At 65.1% G+C, this 24,286-nt stretch carries 20 protein-coding genes; 8 read left to right on the top strand and 12 right to left on the bottom strand.

Annotated elements, in window-relative coordinates; genetic code table 11:
• Positions 1-88 precede the first annotated feature (88 nt).
• Positions 89-976, top strand: a complete 888-nt coding sequence (locus KZO25_RS09770) for a LysR family transcriptional regulator (protein WP_223136806.1) — start codon at positions 89-91, stop codon at positions 974-976.
• 26 nt (positions 977-1,002) lie between these two features.
• Here KZO25_RS09770 and KZO25_RS09765 read toward each other — a convergent pair whose 3' ends face one another.
• A complete protein-coding gene (locus KZO25_RS09765; protein ID WP_066450289.1) occupies positions 1,003-1,626 on the bottom strand; it encodes a C40 family peptidase in 624 nt (207 codons plus the stop codon).
• A 239-nt stretch (positions 1,627-1,865) separates the two neighbouring features.
• Positions 1,866-4,325 (bottom strand): DUF1266 domain-containing protein, encoded by a 2,460-nt coding sequence (locus tag KZO25_RS09760; RefSeq protein WP_223136805.1) that lies wholly within the window; start codon positions 4,323-4,325, stop codon positions 1,866-1,868.
• Positions 4,326-4,533: 208 nt separating this feature from the next.
• On the opposite strand from KZO25_RS09760, the gene KZO25_RS09755 reads away from it, so the two are divergent.
• Both KZO25_RS09755 and gabT read left to right on the top strand, forming a co-directional pair.
• A complete protein-coding gene (locus tag KZO25_RS09755) occupies positions 4,534-5,979 on the top strand; it encodes an NAD-dependent succinate-semialdehyde dehydrogenase (protein WP_316935660.1) in 1,446 nt (481 codons plus the stop codon).
• 34 nt (positions 5,980-6,013) lie between these two features.
• On the top strand, positions 6,014-7,306 hold the full coding sequence (gabT, locus tag KZO25_RS09750; RefSeq protein ID WP_223136804.1) for a 4-aminobutyrate--2-oxoglutarate transaminase: 1,293 nt from the start codon (positions 6,014-6,016) through the stop codon (positions 7,304-7,306).
• Between the two features lie 89 nt (positions 7,307-7,395).
• On the opposite strand, the gene katE is transcribed toward gabT, so the two are convergent.
• The 3 genes from katE to KZO25_RS09735 form a co-directional block, all read right to left on the bottom strand.
• The gene (katE, locus tag KZO25_RS09745; protein WP_262488934.1) at positions 7,396-9,627 is read right to left on the bottom strand and encodes a catalase HPII; all 2,232 of its coding nucleotides are present in this window, start codon (positions 9,625-9,627) and stop codon (positions 7,396-7,398) included.
• A gap of 221 nt (positions 9,628-9,848) precedes the next feature.
• Entirely contained in the window at positions 9,849-10,091 is a 243-nt protein-coding gene (locus KZO25_RS09740) for a GlsB/YeaQ/YmgE family stress response membrane protein (protein ID WP_066450308.1), read from the bottom strand.
• 84 nt (positions 10,092-10,175) lie between these two features.
• Positions 10,176-10,730, bottom strand: coding sequence for a DUF924 family protein (locus tag KZO25_RS09735; RefSeq protein ID WP_223136802.1), 555 nt, complete (start codon positions 10,728-10,730; stop codon positions 10,176-10,178).
• A 130-nt stretch (positions 10,731-10,860) separates the two neighbouring features.
• Between KZO25_RS09735 and KZO25_RS09730 the strand changes: the two genes are divergently transcribed.
• The 4 genes from KZO25_RS09730 to KZO25_RS09715 all read left to right on the top strand — a co-directional run bounded on the left by KZO25_RS09730 (position 10,861) and on the right by KZO25_RS09715 (position 14,181).
• Positions 10,861-11,049 (top strand): hypothetical protein, encoded by a 189-nt coding sequence (locus KZO25_RS09730; RefSeq protein WP_066450311.1) that lies wholly within the window; start codon positions 10,861-10,863, stop codon positions 11,047-11,049.
• Positions 11,050-11,179: 130 nt separating this feature from the next.
• Positions 11,180-12,571 carry a YcjX family protein gene (locus KZO25_RS09725; protein WP_066450316.1) on the top strand — a complete coding sequence of 464 codons (1,392 nt, stop codon included), beginning with the start codon at positions 11,180-11,182 and terminating at the stop codon, positions 12,569-12,571.
• Positions 12,568-13,635, top strand: a complete 1,068-nt coding sequence (locus KZO25_RS09720; protein WP_223136801.1) for a YcjF family protein — start codon at positions 12,568-12,570, stop codon at positions 13,633-13,635. The genes KZO25_RS09725 and KZO25_RS09720 overlap by 4 nt, the downstream gene beginning before the upstream one ends.
• A 105-nt stretch (positions 13,636-13,740) precedes the next feature.
• Positions 13,741-14,181: a universal stress protein gene (locus KZO25_RS09715; RefSeq protein ID WP_223136800.1), complete on the top strand. Its 441-nt coding sequence runs from the start codon at positions 13,741-13,743 to the stop codon at positions 14,179-14,181.
• Between the two features lie 165 nt (positions 14,182-14,346).
• Here KZO25_RS09715 and KZO25_RS09710 read toward each other — a convergent pair whose 3' ends face one another.
• The 7 genes from KZO25_RS09710 to KZO25_RS09680 form a co-directional block, all read right to left on the bottom strand.
• On the bottom strand, positions 14,347-15,468 hold the full coding sequence (locus KZO25_RS09710; RefSeq protein WP_223136799.1) for an ABC transporter ATP-binding protein: 1,122 nt from the start codon (positions 15,466-15,468) through the stop codon (positions 14,347-14,349).
• 196 nt (positions 15,469-15,664) lie between these two features.
• Positions 15,665-16,543 carry a carbohydrate ABC transporter permease gene (locus KZO25_RS09705; RefSeq protein ID WP_223136798.1) on the bottom strand — a complete coding sequence of 293 codons (879 nt, stop codon included), beginning with the start codon at positions 16,541-16,543 and terminating at the stop codon, positions 15,665-15,667.
• Entirely contained in the window at positions 16,536-17,468 is a 933-nt protein-coding gene (locus tag KZO25_RS09700) for a carbohydrate ABC transporter permease (protein WP_223136797.1), read from the bottom strand. Before KZO25_RS09700 ends, KZO25_RS09705 begins: the two co-directional genes overlap by 8 nt.
• Before the next feature lie 91 nt (positions 17,469-17,559).
• A complete protein-coding gene (locus KZO25_RS09695; RefSeq protein ID WP_223136796.1) occupies positions 17,560-18,852 on the bottom strand; it encodes an ABC transporter substrate-binding protein in 1,293 nt (430 codons plus the stop codon).
• Positions 18,853-18,974: 122 nt separating this feature from the next.
• Positions 18,975-20,378, bottom strand: a complete 1,404-nt coding sequence (locus tag KZO25_RS09690; protein WP_223136876.1) for an ATP-binding protein — start codon at positions 20,376-20,378, stop codon at positions 18,975-18,977.
• Positions 20,379-20,458: 80 nt separating this feature from the next.
• Positions 20,459-21,184: a response regulator gene (locus KZO25_RS09685; RefSeq protein WP_223136795.1), complete on the bottom strand. Its 726-nt coding sequence runs from the start codon at positions 21,182-21,184 to the stop codon at positions 20,459-20,461.
• A 130-nt stretch (positions 21,185-21,314) separates the two neighbouring features.
• Positions 21,315-22,112, bottom strand: coding sequence for a Cof-type HAD-IIB family hydrolase (locus KZO25_RS09680; RefSeq protein ID WP_223136794.1), 798 nt, complete (start codon positions 22,110-22,112; stop codon positions 21,315-21,317).
• Between the two features lie 165 nt (positions 22,113-22,277).
• On the opposite strand from KZO25_RS09680, the gene KZO25_RS09675 reads away from it, so the two are divergent.
• The gene (locus KZO25_RS09675) at positions 22,278-24,218 is read left to right on the top strand and encodes an exoribonuclease II (RefSeq protein WP_223136875.1); all 1,941 of its coding nucleotides are present in this window, start codon (positions 22,278-22,280) and stop codon (positions 24,216-24,218) included.
• The last annotated feature ends 68 nt before the right edge of the window (positions 24,219-24,286 follow it).

Below are 24,286 nucleotides of genomic sequence, written 5' to 3'. Positions count from 1 at the left end.
GATCGCCTGCGGCCTATAATAAGGCAACCAGCATAAAAAGATGACTTCCATCTTATTTTCTTATAACTGCCTGTCTCAGGAGACTGCCATGTCACTCCCCTTCGACCTGCGTGCACTGCGCGTTTTCCTCACCGTTGCCGACCGGGGCGGGTTCAGCGCCGCGGCCCGCGAGCTCCATGTCGCCCAGTCGGCAATCAGTCAGACCATTGCCAACCTGGAGCGCCACCTGGACCTGACCCTGTTTCATCGGCATGAGCGGCGCATCAGCCTCACCCCGGAGGGACAGGCCCTGCAGAGCCACGCCCGCGAGCTGCTGGATCGCGCCGATGCCGCCCACCTCGCCATGCGCGAGCTGCACGGCCTGGTCAAGGGCGAGGTCCGCATCGGCATCCCGTCGATGCTCGGCTCCTATTACTTTCCGCCGCTACTGATGGGCTTCAAGTCGCGCCATCCGGGAATCCGCCTGACCGTGGTGGAAGCCGGCGCCAGACGACTGCAGAACATGATCGCCGCGGGGGAGCTGGATCTCGGGGTGGTGATCGACGACGAGCAGAGCCGTCGAATGGAGCGACGCCCGCTGGTACGCGAGGAGATGGTGGTCTGCGTGCCCCAGACCCACCCCTTCGCCGGCAGGCAGGGGGTGAGCCCGGAGGAGTTCTTTGCCGAGCCGCTGGTGCTGTTCCAGGACGGCTACTTTCATCGCGAGTTCGTCGATGCCCTGTCACAGCAGACCGGCCACTCGGCCAATGTCGCCTTCCAGTCGAACCTGATTCCGCTGACGAAGGCGATCGTGCGCCAGGGCTTCGGCATTACCACCTTCCTGCGCCGGGTGATCGACGAACCCGAGCTGGCGGCGGTCTCCTTCGACCCACCGGCCTGGCTCGATCTGTCTCTGGCCTGGGCCGAAGGGGCCTACCTTTCCCGAGCGGAAAGCGCCTTCGTCGAGTTCATCGAGGCGAACCGACACTCGCTCTAGTGATTCACCAACCGGCCCGACCTATCCTACCCTTCATCTGCCGAAGCAACACGCCGCGCCAGCGTAGTGGGCTCCAGCGTCCGCCGAGCCTGCCAGAAATGGCGCTGCCAGTAGACATTGTCGAGTTCGGAGAGCATCACGCCTTGAGAAGTGGAGGCATGCAGGAAATAGCCGTCACCCACGTAGATGCCCACGTGATCGTAGGGCCCCGGGGGGCGGAAGAAGACGAGGTCGCCGACCTGAAGCTCCGCGCGCGACACCGGCGACCCTGCATGTACCTGCTCTCCGGTGGAGCGCGGCAGATCCAGGCGGAAGGTTTCGCTGAAGACATTCTGCACCAGTGCGGAGCAATCGATGCCCCGTTCACCGGTACCGCCCAGTCGATAGGGCGTTCCGGCCCAGCGCTCATGCTGGGCGAGCAGCGCCTGGCGAACCAGCTCCGGAGGCGGATTATGCAGGCTTCGAGCTTGCAGAATGGGATTGTCCACCGGCGACATCATGGGGTTCCAGGATCCCGGCATACCCGGCAGGTTAAGGGCGAAGTAGTCGTCGGCCCCGCTCTGCGACTGCTTCGTGCTGCTGGCGCAACCGGCCAGCAGGGCCAGCGACACACCGAGCATCAGGATACGACTCGATCTCGTGGCTACCATCTTGGTAACGTCCTCGTTCCCTGAGCCGCACGCCTCCCCGGGTCGAGCATGAGCTCTACCTGATTAACCCGCAGGAATCGCTGTGGTAGTGGTGCGTCGGCATCTTGCTTCATTGCCTGTACCACTGCCAGAGCGGCCTATGAGGCGACTGGCTATTATCATGATTTAGGCCCCTGTATAAGGAGCCGTTTCAACAAACTTTACGACTATAAGCCACATCGCCCTGAAATGGCGAGCCCCTAATGTAATGTTCTGCCATCACCCGGCAATGTATCGATATGCAGGGGCGCCCAGTGGCGTGGCCGGGCACCGGGGAAGTCCAGGCTCGCCCAGGGTCCGGCCAGCGGAGGCGCACCCGAAAGCCAGGCCACCAGCGCCTGGCGGAAGCCGGCCAGGAAGGCCTCACGCTCCGGGGTCTCGCCCATGAAGAAGGAGAAGCCCGCATAGAGGCCCTGAGCATAGGCTTCCCAACCGCTGTAGTGTCCGGCGGCCAGGGCATGGGCGCGATCCAGGATAACGCTGAAGGCGGCAGCATCCAGCCAGCCCAATTGGCGTCCGGCAATGGCCAGATCCACCACCTGGGCCAGGTCCCAGGCGGTCATGTCCAGCTCGTTGCAGCCATCCTCATTGTCACGCACCCGCTGCAGTCGCAGCAGGTGGGTGCGATCCTCCTCACTGCAATCGCCGGATTCGAGCATGGCGATCTCTGACGCGAGCCGCTGCTCATTGAGGGTATAGGGCGCGTAGTTGATCTGGTACTCCTGCCGATCGCCCGCCTCGAGAAGGAAATCGAGAAACTCGGTCAGCTCCGACTCCCCATGCAGGCCGTAATGACCGTCGATCCATTCACGGATCGACACGGCTTCCCGTGCGCTCTCCACATGAGGCTCACTCCAGGCGGCACTGTTGAGCGGACCGACCAGTGACATGGCGGTGAAGCGCGAAAGCGTTGGGCGAGGCCCCGGCTCCTGCCATTCGGAACTTTGCCAATCCAGCCAGTGAAAAGGGCTGCCGGGGTCGTCGAGGTGCCAACGGATCTCGGCCACCAATGGGGGGTGTTCGCCCTCGGGCAGCAGCGATTCCCAGTGCGCCCAGGCCTCGAGCAGGCGCCGAATATCCGGATAGAAGCGGCACAGGGTGCCACGCAACGCTTCGGCGAGCGCCTCCAGGGCGGCTGGTTCAAAGCTCTCGCTGTCCATGGCCATCTGCAGATAGAAGGCGTACTTCTCGGCCATATGAATGGTAGCCGCATGACGACTGCCCTGGCGGAGACTCACCAGGGTCGCCAGGTCGGCGGCCTCGGGCCGGCCGAAAGGCGTCAAGGCCTGCGGCAAGGCATCGTGGGCCGCGTCGGCGGCCAGCTGGTTGAGGTGATGTGCCTGGGCGGGCAACCAATAGCGGGACAGGGCTTCCACCCCTTCGTCCGGGTGCAGCCCCAGCGTCTCGTCCAGGTAGCGCAGCGCATCGTTGCGCCGCTCGACCGTGACCGCCATGGGCGGCCCCTGTCGGGTACCCAGCTCGGGCTCGCGCACAGAGGCCAGCGCCAGCACCCAGTGGCGCGGAGAACGACGCCAGGCGGTCATGGCATGGCGCGACGCCTCACGCACCTCCTCGTCCAGCAGCTCCTGCAGCGCCACGCGCCAGGGGCTCACCGGCGACTGGAGAAGCAGCTCCCAGTCGGCCCGCATGTCCATGAGCCGGTTTCGCCCCTCGAACAGGCTGCGGCCACGCTGATAGGCGCGTGCCACCGCCGACCAGTCGCTGTATCGGCGCTGGACCAGATCGGCGCCATGGGTGGCAAAATCCCGTGCTTCCGTCTCGTCGAGCCAGCCCACGCAGGCCCCGGCCCAGGCCAGGTCGACCAACCTCAGCCAGTCCCAGGCGGCCCACTCCAGTGGCTCGCCCTGCTCCACCAGCGTCAGCATGAGCTTGCCATAGCCACGCTCACTGGCGGCCAGCCCATCGAGCCAGCCCTGGCGTGCGGCAGCGTCCGAATCCAGCAGACGCGTGGCATCCAGATCCCAGCCCTGGCGGTGCCCCTGCCCTGCCAGCCACAGCAGGCTCTGCAGCAGTTCCTCGCGACTTTCGAGCTGCCAATACTCCAGCAGCCACTCCTTCGCCTCGGGCCAGTCGGCCACACCCGCCGGGGCAGCCAGTACCGGGGCGAAGGCTGCCCGCAGACGCCATGCCCGCTCCTCCGGGGCCTCGGGCCACAGCATCAGGGTCTTGCTACGGCCCACCACCCATTCGGAGATACGGTCCCAGGTGATGCCCTCGCCATCGTGTTCAAGAACCGCCAGGGCGTCACAGGCCTCCGCAAAGGTATCGTCACCACGCACCCAGCCCTCGGCTCGCTTGGCATGGCGCAACGCCTCGTGCCAGTCATCCAGGCTGGCGTACTGGCTGGTGATCTCGTCAGCAAGTCGCAGCGCCCAGTCGCGCACACGCGACTCGGGTAGCCAGCCGGCGGAGCCAGCCAGGGCGATGAGCTCGAGCGCGGCCAGCAGTCCTGCCGGATCGGGGCTATTGATACCGAATGCCTCGATCAGGCGCCAGCCGAGCTCGCCGCGCTCCGTGACACCCAACTCCCTCAGCCTCGAGGTCGCCACATCGGCCTCGACCTTGACGGGTTCGGGCTCGAAGGCCCAATCACACAGCACCAGCTGTTGGGCCCACCAGGCATAAAGGGGATCGACCAAGGCTCACCTCGACGTTCAGCCGCGACGGAAAGGGCGCAGTCATGTCGCGCCAACAGGAAATCGGCGCCTAGTGTAGCGGAAAGTGCCGCTCGCGCCGATGACACGGAGCAGGAAAAAAAGCACGCCACAGTAGAGTGCTTGGCGTAACGTTTTAAATAATGCACACTCAGGCGACAAGATAATCAACACCACTCCCCCTGGAGCCCCCATGCCACTCCCTGCAGATATGATCATCGACAAGGCCTACATCGCCGGACAGTGGCGCGAAGGCCCTAATCGCTTTGCCGTCACCAACCCCGCAACCGGCGAGGTGCTTGCCGAGGTGGCGGATCTCGACGCGGACGCCGCCCGGGATGCCGTGGCAGCTGCCGATGCCGCCTGGCCCGCCTGGCGCAGGCAGACCGCCAAGCAGCGCGCGGCTCTCCTGCGGGCCTGGTTCGACGCCATCATGGCCAACCAGGGCGCTCTTGCCCGGCTGATGACCCTGGAGCAGGGCAAGCCGCTGGCCGAATCCATGGGTGAGGTCGCCTACGGCGCCTCCTTCGTGGAGTTCTACGCCGAGGAAGCCAAGCGCATGGCCGGCGAGACACTGCCCAGCCACGGCACCGACAAGCGCATCCTGGTGTTTCGCGAGCCGATCGGTGTCGTGGCGGCGATCACGCCGTGGAACTTCCCCCTGGCCATGATCACGCGCAAGTGTGCCCCGGCACTCGCCGCGGGCTGCCCGGTGGTGATCAAGCCCGCCGAGGCCACCCCGCTGACCGCCCTGGCCCTGGCGAAGCTGGCCGAGGACGTGGGCTTCCCCGCCGGTGTGCTCAACGTGGTCACGGCAAGTTCCCCCGCCGCGATCGGCGAGGTGCTCACCACCGATCCGCGGGTACGCAAGGTCTCCTTCACCGGTTCCACGCCGGTAGGCAAGCGCCTGCTGGCCCAGTGCGCCGGCACCGTCAAGAAGGCCTCCATGGAGCTGGGTGGCAACGCCCCCTTCATCGTCTTCGATGACGCCGACCTGGACGCCGCAGTGGAGGGCGCCATCGCCTCCAAGTACCGCAACTCGGGCCAGACCTGCGTCTGCACCAACCGGCTGCTGGTGCAGGATGGCGTCTATGACGCCTTCCTCGACAAGCTGGCTGCCAAGGTGCCACAGATGAAGGTGGGCAACGGCCTGGACGACGGCGTGGTGCAGGGACCGCTGATCAACCGGGCCGCGGTGGAGAAGGTCCAGGCACACATCGCCGATGCCCTGGAAAAGGGTGGCCGACTGGTCTGCGGCGGCAAGCCCCATGGCCTGGGCGGCACCTTTTTCGAGCCCACGGTGATCGCCGATGTCACCCCCCAGATGCGGGTCGCCACGGAGGAGACCTTTGGCCCCCTGGCGCCGGTCTTTCGCTTCGACAGCGATGAGGAGGCCATTGCCATGGCCAATGCCACCGAATTCGGTCTGGCGGCCTATTTCTATGCCCGAGACTATCGGCGAATCTGGCATGTGATGGAGGGCCTGGAATATGGCATGGTGGCTATCAACGAAGGGATCCTCTCCACGGAGCTGGCTCCCTTCGGCGGCGTCAAGGAATCGGGGCTGGGCCGGGAAGGCTCTCACCACGGCCTGGATGAATTCACTGAACTAAAATACGTCTGTGTCGGCGGCCTTTGATCGCCCGCAACGTCTTTCCAAGGAGACAGGTTTGATGAATAACGCACAGCTCAACGAACTCAAGCAGCGCTATGTCGCCAATGGCGCCGCCAGCCCGGCGACCCAGTTCGCCGATCGCGCCGAGAATGCACTGATCTGGGATGCCGATGGCAATCGCATCATCGACTTCGCCGGCGGCATCGGCGTGCTCAATATCGGACATCGTCACCCCAAGGTAGTCGAGGCAGTGAAGGCGCAGCTCGACAAGGTCATGCATACCTGCCAGACGGTGATGCCCTATGAAGGCTACGTCAGGGTGGCCGAGAAGCTCAGCCAGGTGACCCCGGTGCGCGGCCACGCCAAGGTGATGCTGGCCAACTCCGGCGCCGAGGCACTGGAGAACGCCGTCAAGATCGCCCGGGCCGCCACCGGCAAGAACAACGTGATCTGCTTCGACGGCGGCTACCACGGCCGTACCTTCATGACCATGGCGATGAACGGCAAGGTCGCCCCCTACGCCACCGACTTCGGGACCATGCCGGGCAACGTCTTCCGCGCCCCCTACCCGGTGCCCTATCACGGCGTCAGCGAGGACGAAGCGCTGCGCGGCCTGAAGATGGCACTGAAGACCGACGCCAATCCCAAGGACACCGCCGCCATCGTGCTGGAGCCGGTACTCGGCGAGGGCGGCTTCTATCCGGCACCGGCCAGCTTCCTCAAGGCGATCCGCGAGATCTGCGACGAGCACGGCATGCTGATGATCGTCGACGAGGTCCAGAGCGGCTTCGGGCGCACCGGCAAGATGTTCGCCATCGAGCACAGCGGCGTCGAGCCGGACATCATCACCATGGCCAAGAGCATGGCCGACGGCATGCCGATCTCCGCCGTGGTGGGCACCGACAAGCACATGGACGCCTCCGGCCCCAACTCCCTGGGCGGCACCTATACCGGCAGCCCCACCGCCTGTGCCGCGGCACTGGCGGTGCTCGAGGTCTTCGAGAGTGAAGATATCCTGGGCAAGAGCCAGGCCTTGGGCGACAAGCTGGCCAAGCGCTTCGCCCAATGGCAGGAGGACTTCGACTGTGTCGACAACGGCCGCAACATGGGCGCCATGGCGGCACTCGACCTGGTGTCCAACAAGGCGAACCACACCCCGGATGCCGACCTCGCCGGCGCGCTGTGCAAGAAGGCCCGCGAGAAGGGCCTGATCCTGCTCTCCTGCGGCCTGTACGGCAACACCATCCGCTTCCTGATGCCCGTCACCATCGAGGACGAGATCCTCGAGGAAGGCCTCGCCATCGTCGAGGAGTCGCTCAAGGAGCTGGTGGGCAGCAAGGCCACCGCCTGATCGACGACTGACCTCAAAAGAACGCCTCACCGCCCATGGCCGGTGAGGCGTTTTTTGCGTGCTCTATCTACTGTCTAGCTCAATTAGGCTCAGGCCGGCATATCATTTGCCTTGCCGTCGCGTGACCATACGCGGTGCTGTCCCAAGGCCTGGCTGAACGGGGTGAAGATATCGTCCACCGTGCCGCCCAGCACGATGCCCTCCTCCCCGGTGGGCACATTGGCGGCTGCCAACAGCTCTTGTCCCTCACCCACGGCGGCAATCACCTTCAGGTGCTTGTAGGCCTCCTGCACGTAGTAGCGGCCAAGCCCGGACTCGGACAGGGCTGTCGCGCTCTGGTCACCACCTGCCACGATCACTGCATCTACCGCCACCGACGGCATGCCGTTGAGCATAGCGTCCGGCGTCACGGTCTGGCCATTGGCACCCTTGACCGGCGCCATGCTGGGCGCGACGACGAGGCCTTCGGCGCCCTCGGCCGACAGCTTCTGCTTGACCGCCTCGACCTGCTCGGCATCGACGCCATCCGCCACCAGGATGGCGACCTTGCGGTAGCGGATATTGCCCGGCAGGCGCGCCATCAGGCTCAGGGCAGGCGATTCGGCAAGCGAACTCTTGCCCAGTTGCTCGGCCGGGGCGGGCTTGCTGCTCGGGGTTTCGACGCCATGCATCTCGCCGACCCGACGCGCCAGTTCCAGATCGATATTGGGCAGGATCTCCTGGATCACCCGCTCGCGAAGCCAGGGCCGCTGCACCTTGGAAAGCTCGAAGGCGTAGGCGGCGATGATGTGCTCCTTCTCCACGTCGGTCTGGCTGTTCCAGAACAGCGTGGCCTGGGAGTAGTGGTCGCCGAAGGAGTCGCTGCGCGCACGGATCTTGTGGGCATCGATGCGCTCGTGATAGCTCTCGAAACCACCGTTCTCCGGCGCCGGCGGAGTCTCGCTTGGCCAGCCACCATCGATGGAGTTGGGCTCGTAGGAGGCCTGGCCCTTGTTGATGGTCTGACGATGCATCGAGTCACGCTGGTTGTTGTGAAACGGACAGACCGGCTGGTTGATGGGAATCTCGTGGAAGTTCGGTCCGCCGAGACGCAGCATCTGAGTATCGAGGTAGGAGAACAGCCGCCCCTGTAGCAGCGGGTCGTTGGAGAAATCGATGCCCGGTACCACATGGCCGGGATTGAAGGCCACCTGCTCGGTCTCGGCGAAGTAGTTGTCCGGGTTGCGATTCAGCACCATCTTGCCGATCAGGGTAACCGGCACCACCTCCTCCGGAATGAGCTTGGTGGGGTCGAGGATATCGAAATCGAAGCTGTGCTCGTCCTCCTCTTCCACCACCTGGATACCCAGTTCAAACTCGATGAAATCGCCGTTCTCGATGTCCTCCCACATCATGCGGCGGTTGAAGTCGGGGTCGCGGCCCCACAGCTTCTGCGCCTCATCCCAGATCAATGAACAGGTACCGGCCAGCGGCTTCCAGTGGAACTTGACGAAGCGCGACGTGCCCTGCTTGTCGATCAGACGGAAGGTGTGAACCCCGAAGCCTTCCATGTTGCGGTAGTGCCGCGGGAAGCCCCGGTCAGACATGGTCCACAGCACCATATGGGTGGACTCCGGCATCAGCGAGACGAAGTCCCAGAAGGTGTCATGGGCCGACTGGCCCTGGGGAATATCGTTGTGCGGCTCCGGTTTCACCGCATGCACGAAATCGGGAAACTTGATCGCATCCTGGATGAAGAAGACCGGCATATCGTTGCCGACCAGGTCCCAGACGCCTTCGTCGGTGTAGAACTTGGTGGCGAAGCCGCGCACGTCACGCACGGTGTCGTTAGAGCCGCGGGCACCCTGTACCGTCGAGAAGCGCACGAATACCGGTGTCTTCTTGCCGGGGTCCTGGAACAGCCCCGCCTTGGAGTACTGGGCGGCGTTGTCGTAGGGCTGGAAATAGCCGTGGGCCGCGGCACCCCGGGCATGGACGATACGCTCGGGTATGCGCTCATTGTCGAAATGGTTGAGCTTCTCGCGGAAGGCAAAGTCTTCCATCAGCGTGGGGCCACGCTCGCCGGCCTTCAGCGAGTTGTGGTTGTCCGCAATCCGCGTGCCGTGATTGGTGCGCAGGTCATGCCCCGTGGCATCGCTGCGGTACTTTTCCAGGTTCTCCGACTTGCTCTGTTCGTCGGTCTTGAAGTCCGTATCGTTGGCTTCGCCACTATTGGGATTGGTGTGGGGATTTTTCGCCATGTCACGCTCCTGTGGCAGTATCGTTCCATCGGTTTCTACCTGCTTCGATTGAAAGTTAGTCCGGCATCGACTCGCTGCCAATCAGCTCAGGTTATGCGTACAAAAGATAACGTTTATCGCGTTAAAGTCCGTCCGTCGATGGCCGCCACTCGATGAGGAAGCCTGGCGACAACCGCCCTTCCCATTCGGCTTTGGACAGGCCCAGCGGACGAGCCATGTCACGGTGGGTAATGTCACGGCCAGACGCAATACGGCCCGGTAATTACCGGGCCGTATTGCTTCCAGTCAGGGCATTTACCGCGCTACGCCTCCTTGACCTTCGAGATAATCCATAACAGCACCACGGCACCCACGGTCGCAGTCACCAGCGAACCGATAAAACCCCCGGCCTGCAGTCCCAGCAAGCTGAACAGAAATCCCCCGATCACCGCACCCACGATACCCACGCCGATATTGGCCAGAATACCGAAGCCACCGCCACGCATGATATTGCCGGCAATCCAGCCAGCGAGACCACCGATAATCAGCCAAGCGATCAAACCCATATCGTCTCTCCTTCCTTGTTGTGATGCCCGAATGCTCGGATGTTCCCAATGGTGCCTCAGTACGAGGCCACGGGAAAGCGTCGCTCAGAATGACGAGCCGGGCTCCATGAGAAAAGCCAGTTCCTCATCGGTCGACTCGCGACCCAGTATGGCATTGCGGTGGGGGTAGCGGCCGAAGCGCAGGAGAATATCCCGGTGTCGCTGCTCGAAGCCCAGGTTATCCTCCAGACCCGGCTGATCGAACAGACGCAGGGCTTCGTCGTGAATCTTCAGCGACTCGCTGTGCATGTAGGGCATATAGAGAAAGGCGCGCTCGCTCATGTCGAGTTCCTGGTCCTGGCCCTGCGCCACTGCCTCCTGGGCCAACACCAACGCCATGGGGTCCTGTGCGAAGGACCCCGGCAGGCCACGGAAAAGGTTTCGGGAAAACTGGTCGAGCACAAGGATCTCGGCCAGCCGCCCCGTGGCCGAGCGGCGCCACTGCCAGAGCTCCCCTGCTGCGGCCGCCCGGTGCAAGCCGAAGAAGCGCTGGCCGATCTCTGTATCGAGTTCGATATCCTTGCGAAACCACTGTCCGGGGGACAGCTCATCAAACCAGTAGCCGACCACGTCGTCGGCACTCGGTAGCGTATCGCCCATGTCACATCCTCGCTGTTCAGATAACGCGCACCCTGGCCGCATTCGGTTCGGTTATCGCAGCCTGATATGATGACAGTAGCACTCTGAGGGCGATCCCCCCAGTTAGCCGTCGTCAATTGCAGGAGCACGCATGTCCCCCCAGGAACTGATCGAAATGTTCACCTTGGTCTTCAACCTGATCGGCCTGGCGATCTGCCTGGTCGGCCTGACCCTGGCCCAGCGCATGCGCCATCGCTGGCCGGGTTATTCACTGGCCGTCATCGGCTTTCTGGTTGCCGCCCTGCCGCTGTTCTACAAGATGCTGGCCACGGCCCCCTGATGCCGGGCATCCCGCAACCGCTTGTCTCAATACTCGCCTGCACTCTCCTGCCGGGCCGGCAACGCCTTGCCAGACGTCGCCAACGCCCTCACATTAGCGGCTGAGCTTGCTGCGAAGGGAATCCTCACTGATGCGCCAGCCTTTGGCCCGGGAACTGACCAACCTGATCGAGCGCGGACGCGATCGCCAGCTTCGCCTGGCGGTCACCGGCCTGTCGCGCGCCGGCAAGACCGCCTTTCTCACCTCGCTGGTCAACCAGCTTCGCCATGCCGGCCTGGAGGCCCGACTCGACCTGATGCCGGTGGCTCGGGAGGGTCGCCTGCTGGGCGCCCGGCGAGTCAGCCAGCCAGATCTGGGCGTGCCGCGCTTTCCCTACGACCAGGCCATGGCGGCCCTCGACGCCGATCCGCCATTCTGGCCGCAGCCCACCCGCGGTATCAGCGAGCTGCGCCTGTCGATCCGCTATCGTCCGGCGCGACGCGGACTGCTGCGGGGCGAAACCGCCGAGCTGAGCCTGGACCTGTTCGACTACCCCGGCGAGTGGCTGCTCGATCTGCCCCTGCTGGGCCATGATTACCCCGGCTGGAGCCGGGCGATGCTGGCCAATGCCGGCGAACAGCGCCGCGCCCTGCTCGCCGAGTGGGAAAGCGTCGCCGCCGGGCTCGACCCCGCCGCCGAAGCCAACGAGGCTGAGCTGGCCAACATCGCCAGCCTCTATGCCCGCAGCCTGCAGGCCGCCCGGGAGGCGGGCTTCGCCAACCTGCAGCCGGGTCGATTCCTGCTGCCGGGCGACCTGGAAGGTGCGCCGGTGCTGCAGTTCTTTCCCCTGCCCGCGCTGAAGGACTACGACGACACCAGGCTGGCCAAGCTGCCACCCGACAGCGTCTACGCCACCCTGGCCGCCCGCTTTCGCCATTATCAGCAGCACATCGTGCGGCCGTTTTATCGCGACCACTTTCGCCGCTTCGACCGACAGATCGTGCTGGTGGATGTGCTGGGCGCGCTCAATGCCGGCCCCGAACGCTTCGAGGACCTCTCCCAGGCGCTCACCACGCTGATGCAGAGCTTCGACTACGGCAAGCGCAGCCTGTTGTCGCGCCTGTTCGCCCCGCGCATCGATCGGCTGGCCATTGCCGCGACCAAGGCCGACCACGTGACGCCGGAGCAGCACGGCAACCTGACCTCGCTGCTGGAAGCGTTGCTGGCCGAGCCCCTGCAGGACCTGCGCTATGCCGACGTGCCGGTCAAGGCGCTGTCACTGGCGGCGATTCGCGCCACCGAGACCCATGCCGTGGAGCACCAGAAGCAGCGCACCCCGGCGCTGCGCGGCACCACCCTGGAAGGCGAGGAAGTCCTGGTGTTTCCCGGCGAGGTGCCTTCACAGCTGCCCGAAGCGGAGTTCTGGGCACGGCAGGGCTTCGACTTCCGAGCCTTCCGCCCCGCCCCGCGGGAAGGCGGCGCCCTGCCCCATATTCGCCTGGACGCCGCCCTCGACTGGCTGATCGGAGACAAACTGCGATGAGCGATAACCGCCACCCCGGCCAGGACCACGAAGCACCCGGCCCCACCGATCCCCGACCCGGTCGCCGTTTCACCCTGGATGAGCCAACCCCGCCGCCCGGTGGCGACACCCCACGGCCGCGCCAGGATTTCGCCACAGAACTGCCGACTCGCCCCATTGAGGAGCCCATCGATGGCCCTGCCGAGCAGGCCCTCGCTGCCAGCCTCGGCCGGCCACGCAAGCGCCGCTGGGGCCTCCTTACGCTGCTGGGCGGCAGCCTGGCCCTGGGCACGGCAGAGCTAGCCCTGCGGCTACCGGCGGCCCTCACCGGCGGTGACTGGCTCAACGGCGGCTGGGCCCTGATGGGACTGGGCGCCATCGGCCTGGGCGCCAGTGCGCTGCTGCGTGAAGCCTGGCGGCTGCGTCGACTGCGTCGCCACGACATCCTGCGTGCAAGACTGGGCAAGTTGCAGGAAGTCGGCACCGCCGAGGCCATGGGCCTGGCCAGACTGCTCAAGACACAGCTGAAGCTTCATGAGGACCACCCTCACTGGCAGGCCTTCCTGGCCGCTCACCAGTCTCACCATAGCGGGGCGGAGGTGCGCCAGCTGCTGGCACATCATCTGCTGGCACCCCGCGACCGGGAGGCGCGACGCCTGATCTCTCGAATGTCCGGCGAGACCGCGGTGATGGTGGCGGTGAGCCCGCTGACCCTGGTGGACATGGCGCTGGTCGCCTGGCGCAACCTGGCAATGATCGACCGGATATGCCGCCTCTACGGCCTGGAACTCGGCTATGCCAGCCGCCTGCGCCTGCTGCGTAGCGTGCTCTACAACATGGCCTTCGCCGGCGCGACCGAGATGGCCAGCGAAGCGGGCATGGAGATTCTCTCGTTGAACCTGGCCGGAAGGCTCTCGACCCGTGCCGGCCAGGGCATGGGGGTGGGCCTGCTCAGTGCGCGGCTCGGCCTGCGAACCCAGCGACTGACGCGGCCGATCGGCTTCGACGCTGGCGAGGCACCGCGCATGGCCGACCTGCGCAGCGAACTCTGGCAGCAGCTGCGTCGCCTCGAGGTAAAGGAATAAGCGTCGTAGCCACGCGCTTCTTGACCCCGGTCATGACAGCTCGGCTCCGAGCCGCTAGTCTCTAACATAAGGATCAGCCCTTACCTGCCAAGAAGGAAAACTGCCATGTTCAATACCATCCTGGTTCCCGTCGATGGCTCCGAAAACGCCAAGAAAGCCCTTTCCGTTGCCTGCCAACTGGCCAACCAGGCCGACGCCACCCTGCACATCCTGCATATCCCCGAAGAGCTCTCCCACGAGACGACGCTGGTCTGGGGCATCGGCGCCATCGCCATCGAGGCGTCCCGCCAGGAGCGCGACGACATCGGACAGCAGGTGGTGGAAAAGGCCGCCCAGGCGGCGCGCGACAAGGGAGTGACCAAGGTCGAGACCGCCATCGGCCGTGGCGACCCGGCCCGCTCCATCGTCAGCGAAGCGAAGACACGCGGGGTTGAAGCCATCATCATGGGTAGCCGGGGGCTCAGCGACCTGCGCGGATTGGTCGTGGGCAGCGTTTCCCACAAGGTAAGCCACGCCGCCGAGTGTACCGTCATTACCGTTCGCTGAGCGCAAGGCCATCACCGGCCGTTGACCTGCTGCCCGACCAGTGGCAGCAGGCCTTTATCGAACAACACCGACCGGGAACCCCGCGCCCAGGAGTCTGCCGGGCTTGACCGATCGTCACGAGAGATCTGGATTTCGCCGTAGAGCAGCGTTAAGTCCGACAGGCCCCTAGGCCAGGCGCTGCTCCGTCTCGCTGTCGAACAGCACGGCGCGCCCCATGTCGACGCGTAACCCCAGGCGCTCTCCCGGCACGACCGTACACTTGGGGCCGACCCGGGCCGTGACCTCTCCATCCCCCAGCGGCAGCCTCAGCAGGATATCGGCTCCGGTGGGCTCGGCCACGCTGACCCTGGCCGAGACCGGCGTGCCCTCGTCCATACCGCTGAGCCGTGAGTCCTCCTCGCTGAAGTGCTCTGGGCGCAGCCCCAGGATGATGGAGCGCCCGACCTGCTCGGCCATGGCCGGGGTTTCCCGCGACACGGGCCAGGGCAGCACCAGTGCTTGCTCGCCCTCGGTGACGATACGCAACCGGTAGTCCCCTGCCCCGCCCTCCAGGCTAGCCATGATGAAATTCATCGACGGCGAACCCATGAATCCCGCCACGAAGATATCCACCGGGTCGTTGTAGACCTCGTCGGGGGTGCCCAGCTGCAGGATATTGCCGTCGCGCATCACCGCAATGCGATCGGCCAGGGTCATGGCCTCGATCTGGTCGTGGGTCACGTAGACGATGGTGGTGCCGAGCCGCTGATGCAGCTTCTTGATCTCGGTGCGCATGTCCACCCGCAGCTTGGCATCCAGGTTGGAGAGCGGCTCGTCGAAGAGATAGACCTTCGGCTCCCGGGCCAGGGCCCGCCCCATGGCGACACGCTGGCGCTGGCCGCCGGAGAGCTGCGAGGGCTTGCGCTCGAGCAGGTGAGAGATCTGCAGCAGGTCGGCGACCCGCTCGACGGCGGCCTCGCGCTCGGCCTTCGGCACCTTGCGCATCTCCAGGCCGAAGCTGATGTTGCCGCGCACGGTCATGCTGGGGTAGAGCGCGTAGGACTGGAACACCATGGCGATGTCCCGCTCGGCCGGCGTCCGCCAGGTGACGTCCTCGTCGGCGATGTGGATCTCGCCGGAGGTCACCGGCTCCAGGCCGGCGATGGCGTTCATCAGGGTCGACTTGCCGCAGCCCGACGGGCCGACGAGGATCAGGAACTCCCCGGACTCGATGGCCAGGCTGACATCCTTGAGCACGCGCTCGCCGCCGAACTCCTTGCGAACACTGCGAATTTCTAGTGCAGACATGATTCAAACCCCTTGTTGTTCTCTCTTGACCGCTAGGAGCCTGTCGGGCTTGACCGATCGTAGCGAGAGATACGGTTTTCGAGACAAGTTTATCGATCTGTAGAGGCGAATAGCGGGCTCTTTAACGAAATAGATCGAATGAAATTGGCCGAAAACCCGGATTTCGCAGTAGATCAGCGTTAAGTTCGACAGGCTCCTAACCCTTGACCGAACCGGCGGTAAGCCCGCGGACGAAATATTTCCCCGCCAGCACATAGACCACCAGGGTCGGCAGCGCCGCAATCATGGCAGCGGCCATGTCGACGTTGTATTCGCGGGTACCGGTGGAGGTGTTGACCAGATTGTTGAGGGCCACGGTCACCGGCTGGGTGTTGTGGGCCGAGAAGGCCACGCCGAACAGGAAGTCGTTCCAGATCTGGGTGAACTGCCAGATCACCGAGACCACGATGATCGGCGCGGAGACCGGCAGCAGGATGCGCCAGAAGATGCGGAAGAATCCGGCACCGTCGAGCTTGGCCGCCGACACCAGTTCGGTGGGCACCGCCACGTAGAAATTGCGAAAGAACAGCGTGGTAAAGGCGATACCGAAGATGACATGGACCAGGATAAGGCCGGCTCGCGAACTCGACAGCCCCAGCCAGCCCAGGGTCTGTGCCATGGGCAGCAGCACCACCTGGAAGGGAATGAAGCAGCCGAACAGCATCAGGGCGAAGAGCAGCTCCGAGCCCTTGAAGCGCCACTTGGTCAGGGCGTAGCCGTTGAGCGCGCCAATCACCGTGGAGATCAGCACCGCCGGCACCACGATGGCAATGGAGTTGAAGAAGTAGCCGCCGATGCCCTCGCAGCGCATGCCGGTGCAGGCCTCGCCCCAGGCCTTGACCCAGGGGTCCACGGTGGGTGACTGGGGAAGCGACAGCAGCGTGCCGGGGGTGATCTCGTGGAGCGGCTTGAACGAGGTGATCAGCATCACCACCAGCGGCAGCAGGTAGAAGAGCGCAGCCAGCAGCAGCACCGCATAGACCGCCAACCGGCCCAGGCGGGCCGCGGGCGTACGACGACGAATCACGTTATCCATGCTTGCGACTCCTCAGCTCGGAGTAGAGATAGGGAATCAGGATCGCCAGCACACCGCCAAGCATCAGCATGGCACTGGCCGAACCCAGCCCGATCTGCGCCCGGGTGAAAGCGTGGGCGTACATGAAGGTGGCCGGCAGGTCGGTGGCATAGCCGGGGCCGCCCCCGGTCAGGGCGACGACCAGATCGAAGCTCTTGATGGCGATATGCGAGAGGATCATCACCGCACTGAACATCACCGGGCGCAGGCAGGGCAGGATCACCCGCAGGTAGGTGCGCGGCAGGCTGGCCCCATCGAGCTGGGCGGCCTTGATGATGCTGTCGTCGATACCCCGCAGGCCGGCCAGGAACAGCGCCATGACGAAGCCTGACGCCTGCCACACGGCGGCCAGCACCAGGGTGTAGATCGCCATGTCCGGGTCGACGATCCAGTTGAAGGTAAAGCCCTCGAAGCCCCAGCTGCGCACCATCGCCTGGATGCCGAGACCGGGATTGAGCAGCCATTTCCACACCACCCCGGTGACGATGAACGACAGCGCCATGGGATAGAGATAGAGGGTACGCAGCGCCCCCTCCTGACGAATGCGCTGATCGAGCAGGATGGCGAGCACCACCCCGATGACCAGGCAGATCGCCACGAACAGGCCGCCGAAGATCACCAGGTTGGTGGACGCAACCCACCAGCGGTCGTTGGCCATCAGCCGCGCATACTGGGCAAAGCCGACGAAGTCGTAGCTCGGCAACATCCGCGAGCTGGTCAGCGACAGCACGAAGGTCCAGAGCATGAAGCCATAGACGAAGAACAGGGTGATGGCCACAGAGGGCGCCAATACCAGCCGCGGCAGCCAGTCCTGCAGGTGTGCGGCAGCGGTCCGCCGTGCCGCGGGGCGCACCGGGCGCTCCTCGGCGTGGGATAGGATGGTCATGGGAAGTACCTCGGGCGTGAACGAAAGCGTCGCCTGATGGCCTGCCGGGGCCGATGAAGCTGGAGCCCGGCAGGCCAGGGAAGGCGGCGGGTCAGAGTGCCGCTTGCGCCGCGTTCACCATGCGCTGGGCGGCCTGCTCGGCCTCCATGTCACGGGCATTGAAGTAGTTGGTCACCACGTCGAAGATGGCCCCCTGCACGTCGGCGCGCACGGCCATGCCGTGGGCCATGCTGGGCACCAGGCCACCCTCTTCTGCGGTGCGCTGGAAGTCCTCGAGGGACTGCCGGGCGCAGGCATCGAACTGGCTCATGTCCAGGTCGGGGCGTGCGGGAATCGAGCCCTTGGCCAGGTTGAAGGCCTCCTGGAAGGTGGGCTCCAGCACCAGCCGCGCCAGTGCCTGCTGGGCCTCGTGCTCCTCGCCCTCGACGCGGAACATCGCCAGGCTGTCGATATTGAAGGTGAAGGCATCGGCGGTGCCCGGGGCGGCGGCGCAGAGGTAATCCTCACCGGCGGTGAGCTCGGCAGCGGTGAATTCGCCCTTGGCCCAGTCGCCCATCAGCTGCATGGCGGCATCGCCGTTGATCACCATGGAGGTGGCGATGTTCCAGTCGCGACCGGACATGTCGTCGTCCATCAGCTCGCGCAGCCGCTTGAAGGTTTCCAGCGCCTCGATCATCTGCTCGCTGCCCAGCGCCTCGGGGTCGAGGTCGACCAGCGCCCGCTGGAAGAACTCGGTGCCGCCCGTCGCCAGCAGCACGGTCTCGAACACCGTGGCGTCCTGCCAGGCCTGGCCGCCGTGGGCCAGCGGGATGAAGCCCGCCTCGCGGATCGCCTCGCCGGCGGCAAACAGCTCATCCAGGGTGGTGGGCATCTCGACGCCGGCCTGTTCGAGCACGTCCGGGTTGGCCCAGAGCCAGTTGACCCGGTGGACGTTGACCGGTACGGCCACGTACTGGCCGTCGTAGCGCATGATGTCCGCCACCGTCTCGGGCAGTAGATCATCCCAGCCTTGTGCATCGGCGACCTCGTCGAGCTCGCCGAGCAGGCCCAGTTCGCCCCACTCCTGGATCTCCGGCCCCTTGATCTGGGCCGCCGAGGGCGGGTTGCCTGACATGGCCCGGGACTTGAGTACCGTCATCGCGGTTTCACCGCCGCCACCGGCGACGGCGAAGTCCTGCCAACCGTACCCTTCGGCTTCCATCAGATCCTTGAGCACGTTGGCGGCCCGGGCCTCTCCGCCGGAGGTCCACCAGTGCAGGACCTCGACTTCACCGGCGGCATGGGCGCTGGTCAGTGACACGGAAGCGGCCAGGGCCGTGGCCAGAGCAAGGCCGGTCCTGGGGAAGCTCGTTGCGGTGAAACAATTCCGCTTGAAGGAAGGCATGGCGTAACTCCTCGAGTTGTTATGTTTCCGGCGTGACACCGGATAACGCCACGCTAACCCAGGGAGCGCGACAGCAGGGGTTACCTAGTCCTGCGAAGTATTGCCGTCGTATTGCCGGGATATTACAGCCCCGTAATATTCCGCGGCCGGGGCAGCGTCACGCGCACCCGCAGCCCGCCCTCGGGGTGGTTGTCGAGACCGATATCGCCGCCCAGGGCGCGGGCGATATGCCGGGCAATGCCCAGCCCCAGGCCGCTGCCGCCGGTATTGCGGCTGCGGGAGGGTTCGAGACGGACGAAGGGCGAGAAGACCCGCTCGCGCTGACCCTCGGGGATGCCCGGCCCATGGTCGCGGATGGTGATCGTCAGGCGGGAGGGATCGTCTTCCAGCGTCACGTCGGCGCGCTGGCCATAGAAGATGGCATTCTCCAGCAGGTTCGCCAGGCAGCGCTTCAACGCCAGCGGCTTGACGGCGAGCGGTGCGGCCTGCCCCCGGATCGTCACCTCTCCACCCTGGAGCGCAAGCTCGTCGGCGAGTTCTTCCAGCACCGCTCGCGGCTCGAGCTCTTCGACCGCTTCGTGAAGATCAAAGCCCTTGACCGAGGCCAGCGCGCCCTTGACCAGCAGATCGAGCTCATCGAGGGAGGCGCAGAAGCGCTCGCGCTGAAGCGGGTCGTCGAGCATCTCGGCCCTCAGCCGCATGCGGGTGATAGGCGTCTTGAGGTCGTGGGAGATCGCCGAGAAGAGCCGCTCACGCTCGTCGACCTGCTCCCGGATGCGCTCCTGCATGCGGTTGAAGGCCATCGCCGTGGCCATCACCTCCCTGGGGCCGCTCTCACGCAGCGGCGGCGCATCCAGGTCGTTGCCCAGCTGGCGGGCCGCCCGGGACAGGCGTGCCAACGGCCGGGTGACGCTGCGGATGCCCAGCAGCGAGAGCCCGATCACCGTCAGCAGCACCATCAGCCCCGCCAGCAGACGCTCGCCGGAGAGCCAGCGATACTCGTTGAACAGGTCCGCCACCGGCAGCAGGGTCGCCACGTAGAGCCAGGTACCGGGTTCGAGCTCCAGCTGCACCACCAGGATCGGCGGCGACAACGGCTCCATCAGCAGACTGTGCTGGCCCCAACGCGGTGGCAGGTCGTGCAGCAGCACCTCATTGTTGTAGACCCGCAGGGTTTCTGCCCGGGAGAACTCCACGAGAACCTCGTCGATGTTCAATTCGCGCCCGAGGATGGCGCGAAAATTGCCGACCACCAGCGCCTTCTCCGCCCCCGAGCCGATGTCATCGACGGGGATGCGACGCTCGTTGACGCTGACGAAGAATCGGGTGCCCCCCATGTTGCGCAATTGGTCGAGCACGATGTGGCGATACTCGACGGGCAACGAGCGGAAGAAGCGCATGGTCGAGGCCACGCTGTAGGCGACATTCTGCGACAGCTCGTCGAGCTGCTCCAGCTGGCTGGAGCGTACCTGGGAGGTCCAGACGGCATAGCTGGCGAGCTGGGCGGCGAGCACACCGACGATCATGATCAGCACGAAGCGACCGCGCAGCGTCCTGGGCAGGCCGCGTGCCAGGTACCGACGCCACCGCTGCCAGCGAGTATCCGTCACGTCAGCGCTTCGACCCGGGCGGTAAGTACATAGCCAGCCCCTCTCACGGTACGGATCAGTTGATGGTACTGGGCATCCTCACCGAGCCGCTGGCGCAAACGGCAGACATGCACGTCGATGGAACGGTCCAGCGGCGGCGCTGGCCGGCCACGGGTCAGTTCGAACAGCGCGTCCCGGGAAAGTATCTGCTCGGGGTGTTCGAGAAACACCTGCAGCAGCTGGAAATCGGCGCCGGAGAGCGGGATACGCCGCTCCTCCTGATCGATCAGTTCGCGGGTCATTCGGTCCAGCCGCCAACCACCGAAGCTGACCAGCCGCGCGCGTGCCGGGTCCTGGGGCTGCTGGTTGCCCCGTGCACGACGCAGCACCGCCTTGATCCGCGCCAGCAGCTCCCGGGGGTTGAACGGCTTGCCGAGATAGTCGTCCGCGCCGAGTTCGAGGCCCAGAATCCGATCGGTCTCGTCGGCGCTGGCGGTGAGCATGATGATGGGTACCTGGCTGTCGCGGCGCACGTCACGGCAGATGGTGAAGCCATCGTCACCGGGCAGCATGATGTCGACGATCAGCAGGTCGGGTGTCTCCTGGATCAGCAGCCGATGAAGCGCCTCGGCATCCTCGGCGACCAGGGCACGATAGCCGTGGCGTCCGAGATAGTCGGCCAGCAGCTCACGGATTTCCGGGTCGTCGTCGACCACGATCAGGGTGGCAGGTGTCGTCGTCATCGTCGTCCGATGGGAAGGGGCGGTGTCGTGGCTACGCCCGTGATTGTTGTCATTGTCGGGCTTCGATAATGGTCAAGTGCGGCCATCCCGACAAGCCATCTGCGACCAAGGTAGCAACCGACCATAGGCCTTATATTCCGAACCTCTCCCGCAGCCGCGCGGCAACGCCCACCTCGGCGTGGTGGCCGATGCTGCGCGCGTGGGGAACACGCCCGGCGAGCTCGGGATGGGCGTTGGCCATCACATGTGCCTCGCCGGCCAGGGCCAGCATCTCGGTATCGTTGAGGTTGTCGCCGAAGGCCAGGCAGTGCCGCGACTCGACCCCCAGCGAATCCAGCAGGGCCTGCAGCGCGGTGCCCTTGTTCACCCCGCCGGCCATGATCTCCAGCGAATTGACGGTGGAATAGGTCACGTGCAACCGCTCGCCGTGGCGTTCCCGCACCAGGGCTTCGAGCCCCGCCAGGCGCTCGGGCTTCCCGATGTAGAGGACCTTGCCCACCCCTTCCCCGTCGAGTTCGTCGGGTTCGAAGATCCGGTAGCCGAAGCCGGTATGGGCGTGATAGGCCAGCAGCCTTGGCTCCGCCGCGTCGATCAGCCACTCCTCCTCCCGATAGAGATTGAGCCGTACGCTGTCATGGCGCTCCATGGCGATCAACTCGAGAGCCAGTTCTGCTTCCAGGTGCCGGGCGGAGAGCAGCCGGCCATCGGGGCCATGCAGGTAGGCGCCATTTGTGCTGATAACGTGGATCGGCACCCCGAGTCGCTCACGGAAGGCCAGCATGTCGCGGAAATGACGCCCCGAGGCGAAGGCCAGGTGATGGCCCCTATCCGCCAGGACCCGCAGTGTCTCGATGGTGTGCGGATGGAGATCGTGGTTGGCATCCAGCAGGGTGCCATCGAGGTCGGAGACGATGAGGTGGGGGGTCATAGTGGGGTCCAGTATTCATGGCGGCTATCAGCCTAGCAAATGCCACAATCGTCGGCTTATTCTGGTCACAACCTGCTGTTTCCTCGTCGCTGGACATAGTGGCGTTTGGCGCCGGCCACGGGAGTCCGTATAGTGGCTCTCCTACCCCGCCACACGTTCGTGACCATGCTGCAGAACAATCCGCTGCTCGCTCAGCTCAAGCAACAGATTCGCAAGACCACGCCCCGTGCCGAGGGCGTGATCAAAGCCACCGACAAGGGCTTCGGTTTTCTAGAAACCGATGATGGCCAGTCCTATTTCGTGCCGCCGCCTGCCATGAAGCAGGTGCTGCATGGCGACCGCGTCCAGGCCACCATCCACGAAAATGGCGACAAGACCTCGGTCGAGCCCGACGCTCTGCTGGAACCCGGGCTGACACGTTTCATTGCCCGGGTGCAGAAGCGCGAAGGTCGCCTTGCGGTGGTCCCCGACCACCCCTCGATCAAGAACGTGCTCAAGTCGCGGATCAAGAACAGCCTCGACGAAGAGAGCATCGGCGACGGCGACTGGGTCGTGTCGCGGCTGGTGCGCCACCCGCTCAAGGAGAACGATCGCGGCTTCTTCGCCCAGATCGACGAGCTGGTGGCCAAGACCGACGACCCGGCCGTGCCGTGGCGCGTCACCCTGGCCAGACACGCTCTGGAGCAGGAGTGCCCCGACGCCGGCACCGAATGGCCGCTAGTGGACGAGGGCATGGATCGCCGGGACCTCACCGCCGAGCCGTTCTTCACCATCGATGGCGAGAAGACCCGCGACATGGACGATGCCCTGCGCATCGAGTCCCGCGAGGATGGCGGCTGGCGACTGACGGTGGCCATCGCCGACCCCACCGCCTACGTTGAGGAGGGGCATGCCGCCGACCTGGAGGCTCGCACGCGCGCCTTCACCGTCTACCTGCCGGGCCAGAACGTCACCATGCTGCCCGAGCAGCTGGCCGATGACCTCTGCTCGCTGTGGGAAGGCCAGGATCGTCCGGTGCTGGCCTGCTCCCTGGAAGTGGAAGCCGACGGCAGCCTCGGCGACTACCGCTTCTTTGCCGCCACCGCGCGCTCCCACGCCAAGCTGGCCTATGACCGGGTCTCCGACTGGATCGAGGGCCAGGGCGACTGGGCACCGGCGGATGAGATCGCCCCGCAGCTCAAGGCGCTGCGTGACATGACCGAGGCGCGCAGCGCCTGGCGCGCCGAGCACGCCCTGGTATTCAAGGATCGTCCGGACTATGTCTTCGAACTGGATCGGGCCGGCAACGTGCTCAACGTCCGCACCGAGCAGCGACGCATCGCCAACCGCATGATCGAGGAGTCGATGATCGCGGCGAACGCCTGCTGTGCCGACCTGCTCGCGGAGAAGGTGGGCCACGGCATCTTCAATGTCCACCGTGCCTTCGAGCCGGAGAAGGCCGAAGCCGCCCACGAGTTCCTCACCGCCCAGGAGATCGAGGTCGAACTCGAGGCCCTCTCCGAGCTACCCCGCTACAAGGAGCTCAAGCGTGCCTTGGAGAGCCGCGACGACGCCTGGCTGGATGCCCGCCTGCGCCGTTTTCAGGGCTTCACCAGCATGTCAGCTCGCCCGGGGCCGCATTTCGGGCTGGGCCTGGCCGCCTACGCCACCTGGACCTCTCCGATTCGCAAGTATGGCGACATGGTCAACCACCGCCTGATCAAGCGAGTGCTCAAGGGTGAGCAGGCGCCGGCGGAAGCCACCCTGGCACTGACAGAACAGCTGACCGAGCGTCGCCGCCTGAATCGCATGGCCGAGCGCGACGTCAAGGACTGGCTCTATGTGCGCTACCTGACATCGGCTGCCAAGGCCCAGGAAGCCTTCGAGGCGGAGGTCATCGCGATCAACCGCGGCGGCATGCGCGTCCGGCTGACCGCCAACGGTGCGACCGCGTTCGTTCCTGCGCCGATGATCCACAGCGACCGCGACAAGGTGGTCATCGACGACAAGGAAGGCCGTATCCAGGTGGAAGGCGAAGAGCGCTACAAGCTCGGTGACGTCACCCGCGTGGAACTGGTCGAGGCCCGCGAGGAGACCCGCTCGCTGGTGGCACGACCTGCTACCTAGGAACAGTTCCTGCTGCAACACCAAAACGCCTCGACCAGTGTCGAGGCGTTTTCCTTGGTGACGATGTC

It is taken from the genome of Halomonas sp. ANAO-440, assembly GCF_019915905.1.
Lineage (GTDB): Bacteria > Pseudomonadota > Gammaproteobacteria > Pseudomonadales > Halomonadaceae > Halomonas > Halomonas chromatireducens.
This window is presented reverse-complemented; position numbering and strand designations above follow the sequence as displayed.